Raw genomic sequence first — 12,430 nt, 5'->3', positions numbered from 1 at the left:
TCAGCTTCGAAGGGCCTTTCGGCAAATATGACCAGTTCCAGCTTCAGCGCGGGCTTCAGGTCTATACCGAGGTTTGCTCGGCCTGCCACGGCCTGACCTATGTGCCACTGCGTACGCTTCATGATGCGGGCGGCCCTGGCCTGCCCGAAGATCAGGTGCGCGCCTATGCCGCCAACCTGACCATCATCGATGCGGAAACCGGCGAAGAGCGTCCGCGCATTCCGACCGACCATTTCCCGACCGTCCCCCATGCCGATGGTATGGGCCCGGATCTGTCGCTGATGGCCAAGGCGCGCGCTGGCTTTCACGGTCCCTATGGCACCGGCCTGTCGCAGCTGTTCAACGGCATCGGCGGACCGGAATATATCCATGCGGTCCTGACGGGCTATAACGGCGAAACCAAGGAAGAAGCTGGCAGCACCTTCTACCACAACGCCGCTTTTGCCGGGAACTGGATCCAGATGCCTGCGCCCTTGAATGAGGGCTCGATCACCTATGAAGACGGCACCGAAGCCACGGTCGATCAGATGGCCCAGGACGTCGCCGCCTTCCTGATGTGGACGGCAGAACCCAAGATGATGGACCGCAAGCAAGTCGGCCTGATGTCGGTTCTGTTCCTGCTGGTGATGACGGTTCTTCTGTACCTGACCAACAAGCGTCTGTGGTGGTCGGTCAAGCACCGCAACGACGAAAAGCACTAAGCTTTTTGCCTAAGACATCGGATAACGCGCCCCTAGGGGCGCGTTTTTCGTTTCTTCCCCTACCGCTTTGTCTTATGCCGCTGGACAAGTTCCGGGCACCGTCGCCCGATAGATGCGGAGGCCAATATGACCATCTACAATCTCGGCTCGATCAATATCGATCACATCTACCGGCTCGAACATCTGCCCCGCGCGGGCGAGACTTTGGCCTCGGGGGGATATAGCCTGGGGCTGGGTGGCAAAGGTGCCAATCAATCGGTTGCGGCCGCTCGGGCTGGCGCACAGGTCGTTCATATCGGGGCGATGTCGCATCAAGACGATTGGGTCATCGATACGCTGAAATCTGCCGGGGTCGAAACTGCGGCCATCGCGCGCTTGCCCGAGACCGCCACCGGCCATGCGATCATTCTGGTCGAAGAAAGCGGCGAGAATTCGATCATCCTGCATGGTGGCGCCAATCGCGCGCTGGATCCGGCGGCGATTGCCGCGGCGATGTCATCGATCCGCCCGACCGACAGCCTTTTGATCCAGAATGAGACCTCGTTGCAGGTGCTGGCGGCGACGCGTGCCTTTACCAGCGGGGCGCGCGTGATCTATTCGGCGGCCCCCTTTGCCATCGAGGCCTTGCAGGCCGTCCTAAGCCATGTGTCGATCATTGCGCTGAACACGATCGAGGCACGCGATCTGTTCGAGCATTTCGGCAGCGATCTTCCGGTCGATGGGCTTTTGATCACCCATGGCGCAGACGGGGCCGAATATCGCGACCTGAAAAGCGGCGAAAGCTATTTCCAAAAGTCATTCGCAGTCCGCGCGGTCGATACCACCGGTGCAGGCGATTGCTTTGCGGGCTGGTTTGCGGCTGGGCTGGACCGGGGCGAAGATATCGCGACTGCGCTGCGCCATGCAGCCGCCGCAGCCGCGCTTCAGGTCACCCGGCAAGGCGCGGGCAGTGCTATGCCCAACCGCTCCGAGGTGATGCAGTTTCTGGACGCTCAGCGCTGATGGCATGGCCCACCGGCAAGGCTTGCGACCAGCCTGCGCCATCATGGCGCATCAGCCTTGCCGCGCTTGCCATGCGTACCTATGTCGGTTGACATGAAAATCCCATTTCTTCCGGCTAAAACCTATGTCGCTGTCGTCCGGATGCAGGGCGCAATCGGGCTATCCTCGCGTGGCGGGCCGTCGCTGTCGGATGCCAGCATCGGCCCGGTACTAGAGCGCGCCTTTCGGCGTCGCAAACCCAAAGCCATCGCGCTGGCCATCAACTCGCCCGGCGGATCACCGGTACAGTCCAGCCTGATTGCGGCCCGCATTCGCAGATTGTCATCCGAGACCGGCGTGCCCGTGCATGCTTTTGTCGAAGATATGGCGGCCTCGGGCGGCTATTGGCTGGCGACGGCCGCCGATCAAATCTGGGCCGATGAAAGCTCGGTCTTGGGATCCATCGGCGTGATTTCGGCGGGGTTTGGCTTTTCCGAGCTGATTGCGCGTTATGGGATCGAGCGCCGCGTGCACACGGCCGGGCGCTCAAAATCCATGCTGGACCCTTTCCGCCCCGAAACCCCCGAGGATATCGCCCGCCTGAACCAGCTTCTGGCCCCGATTCACGCGGCCTTTAAGGCGCAGGTCACAGCGCGGCGCGGGTCGCGGCTGAATGCGGATGCCGATCTGTTTACCGGCGACATCTGGGTCGGACGACAGGCGGTCGAACTTGGTCTGGCGGATGGTATTGCACATCTCATTCCCAAGATGCGCGACATTTATGGTCCAGAGGTCAAATTCCTAAGCTATGGTCCACGGGTCTCGGTGTTGCGCCGCTTTGGATTGTCGGCCGATGATTTTATCGAGGCGGCCGAGCGCAAGGCGCTTGGCTCACAATTTGGAATTGGTGGCTGATGCTTAAGATTGTTCTGACCTTCCTGTTGATCATGGTCGCGCTTGCGCTGGTCTCGGGCCCCGGGGTGCGGCGCGCCATCGCGCGCATTCTGGGCATCAACTGGCCCCGCTAAGGGCCGCAGAAGGCGCAAAAGCGATCCAGATGCCGTGCTGGCCCGTGTGTTGCCCCATGCGCCCGGCCCCGTCCCCCGCGACCCTGCGGCGGGCCACAGGCGCGCCCCCTAGCTGTCTTGCAACACGGCCATCAAGCCGCATCCGCGCATCAGAACCAGGACACTGTTAGCGGGCAAAATCGTGTCACTGCGGCATCACTGCCACATCACGGCATTGTCGATTTTCATGTCATAATAGGTTAACACAACCGCGTAAGACACCCGCATAACGTGTATATCCTGCATCCTTCGGCAGGGGTGTCAGCCTTGGCAAAGCCCGGTTAACATCCACCAACAGTGCCCCTTAGGCATTCCCGCCGCGACAAGTTGTGCACTGGCCTTGACACGATTTGACAGCACTCAGCTTTCTTTAGTCTGTTTGGACTCAATCCGGTGTTGATAAAAAATTACCATTACTTACAATGACTTAAGTTATTGCCTATTTTTTAAGCAAATCACCGAAACGCCAATGAATCCTAGGAATCGGGTTGAAGCCAACAGATTCTCCACCAAGTTATCCCCAGATTCCGTGGATAGGATTCAGGTTGATCTCAAGAGCCAGAACATGCAGCACCCGAAAGAATCACTTTTGAGCCGATATGTCCGATAATCTGTCACAAACCAGCCCGGCAAAAACGGGTCACGCCCTGATCCATGACTATCTGCGCACGCTGGATTCCTCGCCAGGGGTCTATCGGATGCTGGATGCTCAGGGCGGGGTTTTATACGTTGGCAAGGCACGGAACCTGAAGATGCGCGTGTCCAACTACGCCCGCGCGACGGGTCACTCGGGCCGGATCGCACGGATGATCCGCGAAACCTGCTCGATGATGTTTCTGACCACGCGCACCGAAACCGAGGCGCTGCTGCTGGAACAGAATCTGATCAAGCAGCTCAAGCCGCGCTACAACGTGCTGCTGCGTGACGACAAAAGCTTTCCCAATATTCTTGTCGCGAAATCCCATCCGTTTGCGCAGATCAAAAAACATCGCGGCGCAAAATCGGAAAAGGGCGACTATTATGGGCCTTTTGCCAGCGCGGGGGCGGTCAATCGCACGCTGAACCAACTTCAGCGTGTGTTCCAGCTGCGCTCTTGTACGGATGCGACCTTTCAGTCGCGCACCCGGCCCTGCCTGCTTTATCAGATCAAGCGCTGCGCCGGTCCTTGCGTGGGCAAGATCGAGCTGCCGGCCTATCAGGGCCTGGTCCATGACGCCGAACGCTTCTTGCAGGGTAAGTCGACCCGGATTCAGGTCGAATTGGCGCAGGAAATGACCACTGCCTCGGAGGCGATGGAATATGAACGCGCGGCGGCTTTGCGTGACCGCATCAAGGCGTTGACCGCAGTGCAATCGGTTCAGGCCATCAACCCGCGTGGCGTTGCCGAGGCCGATGTCATCGCGCTCTACATGGATGGTGGGCAGGCCTGCGTTCAGGTGTTCTTTATCCGCGGTAATCAAAGCTGGGGGAACCGGGATTTCTACCCCAAGCTGAACGGCGTGGAATCACCTGACGAGGTGATGCAGGCCTTTCTGGCGCAATTCTATGACGGCAAGGTGCCGCCCCGGATGATTTTGCTTAGCCACGGTATCGAAGATCCCGATCTGATGACCGAGCTGCTCAGTGAAAAGGCGGGACGCAAGGTGGTGTTGGGCGTTCCTCAGCGCGGTGAGAAAGCCGAGTTGGTCGAAAACGCCCATCGCAATGCCCGCGAATCGCTGGCACGGCGACTGTCGGAAAGCGCGACGCAGCTGAAGCTGCTGGAAGGGCTGACCGAGAAGTTTGACCTGCCCTCTGTGCCGCGCCGCATCGAAATCTATGACAACAGCCATATTCAGGGCACGAATGCCGTCGGCGGAATGGTCGTGGCCGGCCCCGAGGGCTGGATGAAAAACCAGTATCGCAAGTTCAACATCAAGGGCACCGAGATCACGCCGGGCGATGACTTTGGCATGATGAAAGAGGTGCTGACACGCCGCTTTACCCGCCTTTTGAAAGAGGATCCCGATCGCCAGACCGAGGCTTGGCCCGATCTGCTGTTGATTGACGGCGGCGCGGGGCAGGTTTCGGCCGTCCATGAAATCATGGCCGAACTGGGGGTCGAAGATGTGCCGATGATCGGCGTCGCCAAGGGCGTTGATCGCGATCACGGCAAAGAGGAGTTCCACCGTTTCGGCGCACGCCCCTTCGCGCTGGCGATGAATGATCCGGTCCTATATTTCGTCCAGCGTATGCGCGACGAGGCCCATCGTTGGGCGATTGGCACCCATCGGGCCAAGCGGGCCAAAGCGACGATGTCGAACCCTCTGGATGAAATCGCCGGTGTGGGAGCTGCCCGCAAACGCGCGCTTTTGGCCCATTTCGGCAGTGCCAAAGCGGTCAGCCGCGCAGGTTTGCCCGATCTGATGGCCGTCGAAGGGATCAGCGAATCGCTGGCGCAAAAAATCCACGATCACTTCAACGCACACTAGGCCCGCAGTCGCACCCGCTCGCGGCGCGGCCCCGCTCTCTGACCCGATTTCGATCACCATCTGCTTCCTGATCACTGCCTTTGCCGGATTTCCACATGTATGACCCTGAGCCGCACCAAGATGATCTGACCAGCAAGGGTCGCGCCGACAGCGAAACATGTGCTTTCGATCTGCCAGACGAGCGTTTTCGCTTTGTCGCAATCGATGTGGAAACATCTTGCTCGGCATCGGCCAGCATTTGCCAGATCGGCCTTGCCTGCGTGCGCGGCGACGGCACGATCGTCACGCGCTCCAGCTATGTCGATCCGCAGATGGAGTTCAGCCGCTTCAACATCGAACTTCATGGCATCGGCCCCCAAACCGTTCTGGGCGCGCCGGTCTTTCCCAGCATTTTTGCCGGGCTGGCGCCTTTTTTGGCGCGACATCCGCTGGTCCAGCACAGCAGTTTTGACCGCCGCGCGATCATGGCAGCCTGCGCCCATCACGCCTTGCCCCTGCCCGACTGGGACTGGAGCGATAGCGTCGTCATAGCCCGCCGCGCCTGGCCCGAATTCAAAGGAAATGGTGGGCATGGGTTGGGCCATCTCAAACGCGCATTGAATCTGAGTTTTCAGCACCATGACGCTGGCGAGGACGCGCGGGCCGCGGCAATGGTCGTGCTGCGCGCCGAAGAGCGTCTGGGCACGTCTATGGTTCCCCTGCGCGCCCCCAAAAGGTCCGCAAGCCGCCCAGATTCCCCGACCCACGGCAATGAGATAGCGCGCCCCCTTCCCCCCGCCCGCCAATCGGACTAGCTTTGCCACCATGCGCTGGACATTGCCAAATATACTGACCCTGCTGCGCTTGATCGCAGCACCCTTGGTGCCGCTGATGTTTTTCTACTTCAGCAGGCCCTTTGCCGATTTTGCGGCCCTCTCACTGTTCTTGATTGCCGCAATCACTGACTGGTTCGACGGCTATCTTGCCCGCGCCTGGAAGCAGGAAAGCCTTTTCGGCGCGGCTATGGACCCGATCGCGGACAAGGCGATGGTGGTGATCGCCCTGGTGGTGATCACCGGATATTCGGGCATGAACCCTTGGTTGATTCTGCCCGCGACCGTGATCTTGTTCCGCGAGGTTTTCGTCTCGGGGCTGCGCGAGTTTCTGGGGCCCAATGCCAAGAAGCTGAAAGTCACCAAACTTGCCAAATGGAAGACCACCTTCCAGATGGTCGCGATTTCCGTGCTGTTTCTGGGCACCGGCCTGAATTATTACGAAACCGGGCATCCGCCGCTGGTTGGCGAAACCAGCCTGCCCTGGTCCGACAGCTGGTCGGATCTGGCGACTCAGGCGGGCTTGGTGCTGATCTGGATTGCCGCCGTTCTGACCGCGCTGACCGGGGCGGATTACTTCATCAAGGCGCTGCCCTATCTGCGTGACCGCGATGCAGGTTGATGTGCTGTACTTCGCCTGGCTGCGCGAAAGAATCGGCGTGCCACGTGAAACCATTCAAACCGAAGCCCGCACCCTGCGCGAGCTGGTGGCCCAGCTGTCGCAGCAAGATGAATGGCATCGGGCGGCGCTTTCTGACCTAAGCGCCGTGCGCGTGGCGATCGACCAAGAACTGGCCGATCTGGATGCGCCTTTGGGCACCCCCCGCGAGATCGCGTTTTTCCCGCCGATGACCGGTGGCTGACATGAGCGTGCGCGTTCAAACCGCCCCTTTCGATCTGGCCTGCGAATTGCGCGACTTTGGCCGCGGCGCGGGCGCAATCGTGACCTTTCAGGGCCTTGTGCGCAGCGAGGACGGCCGTTTGACCGCGCTTGAGCTGGAACATTACCCCGGCATGACCGAAAAGGCGCTGACCCGCTTTGGCCTAGAGGCGGCGGCGCGATTCGCACTGAGCGACTGGCGCATCATTCACCGCTACGGCCTGCTGGCCATTGACGAGCCGATCATGATGGTCGCCACCGCTGCCCGTCACCGCGTCGCGGCTTTCGAGGGCGCGGAATATCTGATGGACTGGCTCAAATCACGTGCCCCCTTCTGGAAGCGTGAAATCACTGCCCAAGGCCCAGGACAATGGGTCGAGGCAAAAGACACCGACGAGGCCGCTTTGGACCGCTGGTCGCACAGGAAAGTTGCAATCAGCGCCCGCGCGCCTCATATAGACCCCGACTGATCGACAGCGCGGAGCGCATATGACTTATCTGGATTTCGAAAAACCCCTGGCCGATATCGAAGGCAAGGCCGAGGAACTTCGCAGCCTTGCGCGCAAGGGCGAAGGCGTTGATCTGGAAAAAGAAGCCGCCGCGCTGGACAAAAAAGCCAGCGACATGCTGCGGGATCTTTACAAGAATCTGGATCCTTGGCGCAAAACCCAGGTGGCGCGTCACCCCGACCGCCCCCATTGCAAAGAATATATCGACCAGCTTTTCAGCGAATATACCCCCCTGTCTGGCGATCGCGCCTTTGGCGAGGATCATGCGGTCTTGGGCGGTCTTGCGCGGTTCAACGATGCGCCTTGCGTCGTGATCGGCCATGAAAAGGGCAATGACACGAAATCGCGCCTGTTTCGCAATTTCGGCATGGCCCGCCCCGAGGGCTATCGCAAGGCGGTGCGCTTGATGGATCTTGCCGACCGCTTTCGCCTGCCGGTGATTACGCTGGTCGACACAGCCGGCGCCTATCCCGGGAAAGGGGCCGAAGAACGCGGCCAGTCCGAGGCGATTGCACGCTCGACCGAGAAATGTCTTCAGATCGGTGTGCCGCTGATTTCGGTGATCATTGGCGAGGGCGGCTCGGGTGGTGCGGTGGCCTTTGCTGCGGCCAACCGGATCGCAATGCTGGAAAACTCGATCTATTCGGTGATCTCGCCCGAGGGCTGTGCCTCGATCCTGTGGAAAGATTCCAACAAGATGAAAGAGGCAGCCGAGGCCTTGCGCCTGACCGCCCAAGACCTGAAGAAGCTGGGCGTTATCGACCGCATCATCGCCGAGCCGATGGGCGGCGCGCAACGCGCGCCCAAGGATGCCATTGCCTCGGTCGGGCGCGAAATCGCAGCCTTGCTTGAGGAATTGTCGCAGATGAAACCGGCAGAGCTGATCAAGGATCGCCGCGAAAAGTTCCTGAACATGGGCGCGAAATCCCTGGCAGGCTGATCTGCGGCACTCAGGCGTGGCCAAAAGCCGCCCCAGCGATCAAGATCCACAAGATCCATAAAAACCCGCCCCAGCACCCCCTTGGGGGGGTTTTTTTTTTTTTTTTCACCCTAAGCAGGGATGACAAGTCGCGCCCTTTCAAGCCAAGCAGTGGTCTTGTCACGACGCGTGCCTTGGGTCAGTTTGGCGTGTCAGTCGAAAGGTTCCCCATGTTCCCGATCCGCGATCACAACCCTTCGGCAACAACGCCCTATGTCGTTCGCGGGCTGGTTATCCTGAATGTGGTGATGTTTTTGCTGATCATGCCTTGGGCGGGCGGAATGGGCGGGCTTTGGGCTGAATTGGCGCTCTACCCGATTGCCATCATGCAGGGGTCGTATCTTTGGGGCCTGCTTACCCATATGTTCCTGCATGCCGGGATCATGCATATCGGTGGCAATATGCTGTTTCTTTGGATTTTCGGCGACAATCTGGAAGACCAGATGGGCCATTTCGGCTTTTTGCTGTTCTACCTTGCCTGTGGCCTGATGGCAGCCGTTGCACAGATCGCCGTCGATCCGTGGTCGGACATTCCGATGGTCGGGGCCTCGGGGGCGATTGCGGGGGTGATGGGCGGATATTTATTGCTGTTTCCACGGGCGCGGGTCGATGTGGTTGCCATCATCATCATCTTTATCCGCGTCTTTACCATTCCCGCATGGGTGATGCTGACGGCTTGGCTGGGGCTGCAGCTGGTCATGGGCGCATTGGCCAGCGCCGAGGACGGCGTCGCCTATTGGGCGCATAACGGCGGCTTTCTGGCCGGGCTTGTGCTGACCTTCCCGCTGTTCTTGCGTCGCGGGGGTACGGCCTTTTGGAACCGCAATCAGGGCCGCCCACCGCATAGCCCAATCGATTACCGCAAAAGCAATATTCCCACGGTCAGGCGCTGAGCTGTGTCTTGATCCCACGCGACATATGGCGTTTTCCGGCAAATCCGGGGGATCGGGAAACCTCAAAGCCAGCTGATTGCAGCGCGCGCCTGACATGACCTGCCGCAGTATAGGTGGCAAAGCTGCCCCCGTCCGCGGTGTGTTTGCCCACCTGAGCCATCAGTTCTTCGCCCCACATCTCGGGGTTTTTGGCAGGAGAAAAGCCGTCAAGAAACCAGGCATCCGCAGCTTGATCCCACGCGGGCAGGGTTTCACGCACATCGCCGAAAAGAATGCGCACGCTGATCTGACCCAGCTGGAACTGCTGCATGGGCCATTGGGCGCAAAGCTCTTGCGACAAATCTTCGATGCCTGAAAAGGCGGCATGGGCGCGGGCCAGCTCATCTCGGCTCATCGGATAGCCCTCGAATGAGGTGAACTGGATCGGAACCGTCGCGATCTGAGCCAAGGCAATCAGGTTCAGCCCGGTGCCAAATCCCAACTCGGCCACATGAAAGCCCCGAGACAGCCGCGCAGGCAGGTCATTTCCCGCCAAAAAGACATGTCGTGTTTCATCAAGACCGCCATTCAGGCTGAAATAGGGGTCATCGAAGCGGGTTGAAACCGGGACGATCCCGTCCCGCCAAGAAAGCTCGCTCTGGTTCCCGTCGCTCATTGGCGCTACTCCCGCTTTTCTCGGCAGATGCGGCGGGGGCCGGAAAATGACAAGCGAAAAAATCATCACTGTGGCAGGGGCAGGCATCTTTGGCCTGTCTTGCGCATGGGAGATTGTGAAACGCGGCGGCAAGGTGCGCGTGATCGAGCTGGCAGAAATCGGGGCCGGCTCAAGCGGTGGCACGGTCGGCGCCCTGGCCCCCCACGCCCCCGAGAACTGGAATGAGAAAAAGCAGGTGCAGCTTGAGGCGCTGATTGCCGCCAAAGACTGGTGGCACGAGATCGAGGATTTATCCGGCCTGCCCTCGGGCTATGGTCGGACCGGACGGCTGCAACCGCTGGCTGCAAGCGCGCTAGAGCGCATCGAGCAACGCATCGAAGGCGCCAAGACCCATTGGCCCGACTGGGCGGTCATGCGGGTGCTGCGCGGCGATGAGGTTCAGCGCTTTGGCTTGCTGATCCCCGCCAGCGCGGATGGGCTTTGGCTTTACGACAATCTGACAGCACGGCTGCATCCGCGCCTGGCCCTTTATGCGCTCAGCGCGGCATTACGTGCCAAAGGGGTCGAGATCCTTGAACATACACGCCCCGATCCCGACATGCCCGCGATCTGGGCGACAGGTGTGGCGGGGCTTGCCCCCTTTGGCGGGAATGGCGTCAAGGGACAGTCGGCACTGTTGCGATTTGACGCAGCCGATGCGCCGCAGGTCTTTGCAGATGCATTGCATCTTGTGCCCCATTGTGATGGCACCATCGGCATCGGCTCGACCTCGGAGCGCGAGTTCATGGATCTGAACACCGATGAGCAGCTTGATGGGCTGATTGCAAAAGCTCAGATGATCTGCCCGGTGCTGGCGGGGGCTGAGGTCGTGGACAGATGGGCGGGCATCCGCCCCCGCGCCAAATCCCGCGCGCCGGTTCTGGGCGCCTGGCCCGGGCGGCCCGGCCATTATGTCGCCAATGGTGGCTTCAAGATCGGCTTTGGCATGGCCCCGGCTGTGGGGGCGATGATGGCCGAGCTGCTGATCCATGGCCGTGACCTTATTCCTGACGGCTTTCGCCCCTGATCTGGCATCCCCGCGCCACTCGCCCATTGACGCTGGGGGCGTTGACGGCAGAATGGCCGAAAAAAGGAGCCCGTCCATGTCCCGTCTGTCATCGGTTTTCGCCGCGATCGATCTGGCCAATTCCGCCGATCCTCAGGCCAAGGAAGGGGTCGCGGATGCGCTGCTTTACGGCCAGCGCATGACGGCCGAGCAAGAGCAGCTTTACCCCGAGGCCTCGGAGGTTTTGCAAATTGCCTGTCGCGGACAGCATATCGAGCGCTGGAAATTGCCGCGTAGCGAATTTCCGATGGATCGCGCGGGCTATCTGGCCTGGCGCACCGAACAAGGCCGCCGCCATGCCGCCCGCGTCAGCGCGATCATGGCACAGGCAGGCTATGGTGCCGATGAGACCGCCGAGGCCGAGAAAATGCTGACCAAGCAGGGCATCAAGCGCGATGAGCAGGTACAGGCCCTAGAGGATGTCGCGTGTTTCACCTTCATCCGCTGGTACATGGGCCCCTTTGCAGGCACGCGGGCCGCTGATGAAATGCTGCGCATCGTCGAAAAGACCGCGCGCAAGATGTCTGCGACGGCGCGGGCACGAGCCTTGCAGGAGTTCGAGATCCCCGAGCCCTTTGCCGCAGCCTTTCGCGTGTGAGCGCTGATGCAGCCTCCGGCGGGGATATTTGGCATGAGTGAGACGCAATAAGATGGCACGACCGGTTTTGATCGTGGCCCATGGCCAGCCTGGCGATCCGGCTGTGCAAGAGCAGGCGATCAAGGCCTTGGCCGCGCGGGTCGGCGCCATGTTGCCGGGACAACAGGTGTCAGGGGCCACGCTGGCCAGTGAGGGCGCTTTGGCCGCCGCATTGGCACCCGAGGCGCTGATCTATCCGATGTTCATGGCAGGGGGCTGGTTCACCAGGGTCGAGCTGCCGCGCCGCCTGGCGCAGACCGGGGTTTGCGGCATCAAGGTCTTGCCGCCTTTTGGCGCCGACCCTGGCATTGCCACTTTGGCATTGGCATTGCTGCGCGAGGCGGCCGATTTGCGCGGTTGGGCGCTAAGCGATGTCACCGTCTTGATTGCAGCGCATGGATCGGGGCGATCGCGCGCCCCGGCGCAGGCCGCGCAAGATCTGGCGCAGGCCTTGCGCAGTGAGGTTGCGCAGATCCGCTGCGGTTTTGTCGAAGAGGCCCCCTTTCTGGCGGATGCGGCACGCGATCTGGGGGCGCGCGCGATTTGCCTGCCATTCTTTGCAACGCAGGCCGGCCACATCATCGAGGATCTGCCCCAGGCGCTGGAGGAGGCATCTTTTGACGGTGTCGTTCTGCCGCCCATTGGCATGGCAAATCAGGTTCCCGCCTTGATTGCCGCGGCGATCAGATCGGGCGGCTGAGCAGTACAGATCGGGCGACTGAGGCGCTCAGACAACTGGG

Annotated in this window: 14 protein-coding genes; 13 read left to right on the top strand and 1 reads right to left on the bottom strand. The window is 60.7% G+C overall.

Features of this window, described 5'->3' with window-relative positions:
* The 10 genes from RTS12_RS17405 to RTS12_RS17360 form a co-directional block, all read left to right on the top strand.
* A partial coding sequence (locus RTS12_RS17405) for a cytochrome c1 (protein ID WP_312530768.1) occupies positions 1-701 on the top strand: 701 nt, incomplete at its 5' end.
* 126 nt (positions 702-827) lie between these two features.
* Positions 828-1,703, top strand: coding sequence for a ribokinase (locus tag RTS12_RS17400; RefSeq protein WP_312530767.1), 876 nt, complete (start codon positions 828-830; stop codon positions 1,701-1,703).
* A gap of 93 nt (positions 1,704-1,796) precedes the next feature.
* Positions 1,797-2,597, top strand: a complete 801-nt coding sequence (locus RTS12_RS17395) for a S49 family peptidase (RefSeq protein WP_312530765.1) — start codon at positions 1,797-1,799, stop codon at positions 2,595-2,597.
* A gap of 751 nt (positions 2,598-3,348) precedes the next feature.
* Positions 3,349-5,220: an excinuclease ABC subunit UvrC gene (uvrC, locus tag RTS12_RS17390; RefSeq protein ID WP_312530763.1), complete on the top strand. Its 1,872-nt coding sequence runs from the start codon at positions 3,349-3,351 to the stop codon at positions 5,218-5,220.
* A 95-nt stretch (positions 5,221-5,315) separates the two neighbouring features.
* Positions 5,316-6,014 (top strand): 3'-5' exonuclease, encoded by a 699-nt coding sequence (locus tag RTS12_RS17385; protein ID WP_312530761.1) that lies wholly within the window; start codon positions 5,316-5,318, stop codon positions 6,012-6,014.
* A gap of 10 nt (positions 6,015-6,024) precedes the next feature.
* Positions 6,025-6,654: a CDP-diacylglycerol--glycerol-3-phosphate 3-phosphatidyltransferase gene (gene pgsA / locus RTS12_RS17380; RefSeq protein WP_312530759.1), complete on the top strand. Its 630-nt coding sequence runs from the start codon at positions 6,025-6,027 to the stop codon at positions 6,652-6,654.
* Positions 6,644-6,895 carry a molybdopterin converting factor subunit 1 gene (gene moaD, locus RTS12_RS17375; protein WP_312530770.1) on the top strand — a complete coding sequence of 84 codons (252 nt, stop codon included), beginning with the start codon at positions 6,644-6,646 and terminating at the stop codon, positions 6,893-6,895. Before pgsA ends, moaD begins: the two co-directional genes overlap by 11 nt.
* Position 6,896: 1 nt before the next feature.
* On the top strand, positions 6,897-7,382 hold the full coding sequence (locus RTS12_RS17370; protein WP_312530757.1) for a molybdenum cofactor biosynthesis protein MoaE: 486 nt from the start codon (positions 6,897-6,899) through the stop codon (positions 7,380-7,382).
* Positions 7,383-7,401: 19 nt separating this feature from the next.
* On the top strand, positions 7,402-8,361 hold the full coding sequence (locus RTS12_RS17365) for an acetyl-CoA carboxylase carboxyltransferase subunit alpha (protein ID WP_312530755.1): 960 nt from the start codon (positions 7,402-7,404) through the stop codon (positions 8,359-8,361).
* A gap of 209 nt (positions 8,362-8,570) precedes the next feature.
* On the top strand, positions 8,571-9,293 hold the full coding sequence (locus RTS12_RS17360; RefSeq protein WP_312530753.1) for a rhomboid family intramembrane serine protease: 723 nt from the start codon (positions 8,571-8,573) through the stop codon (positions 9,291-9,293).
* Here the strand turns inward: RTS12_RS17360 and mnmD are convergent.
* Positions 9,283-9,948, bottom strand: a complete 666-nt coding sequence (mnmD, locus tag RTS12_RS17355; protein ID WP_312530751.1) for a tRNA (5-methylaminomethyl-2-thiouridine)(34)-methyltransferase MnmD — start codon at positions 9,946-9,948, stop codon at positions 9,283-9,285. The genes RTS12_RS17360 and mnmD overlap by 11 nt on opposite strands.
* Positions 9,949-9,994: 46 nt before the next feature.
* On the opposite strand from mnmD, the gene RTS12_RS17350 reads away from it, so the two are divergent.
* From RTS12_RS17350 to RTS12_RS17340, 3 genes are all read left to right on the top strand, one after another.
* Positions 9,995-11,014 carry an FAD-dependent oxidoreductase gene (locus tag RTS12_RS17350; protein ID WP_312530749.1) on the top strand — a complete coding sequence of 340 codons (1,020 nt, stop codon included), beginning with the start codon at positions 9,995-9,997 and terminating at the stop codon, positions 11,012-11,014.
* A gap of 76 nt (positions 11,015-11,090) precedes the next feature.
* A complete protein-coding gene (locus tag RTS12_RS17345; protein ID WP_312530747.1) occupies positions 11,091-11,651 on the top strand; it encodes a DUF4202 domain-containing protein in 561 nt (186 codons plus the stop codon).
* 52 nt (positions 11,652-11,703) lie between these two features.
* The gene (locus RTS12_RS17340) at positions 11,704-12,390 is read left to right on the top strand and encodes a CbiX/SirB N-terminal domain-containing protein (protein WP_312530745.1); all 687 of its coding nucleotides are present in this window, start codon (positions 11,704-11,706) and stop codon (positions 12,388-12,390) included.
* Positions 12,391-12,430: the final 40 nt, after the last annotated feature.

It is taken from the genome of Paracoccus sp. (in: a-proteobacteria) (genome assembly GCF_032007265.1).
GTDB lineage: Bacteria > Pseudomonadota > Alphaproteobacteria > Rhodobacterales > Rhodobacteraceae > Paracoccus.
This window is presented reverse-complemented; position numbering and strand designations above follow the sequence as displayed.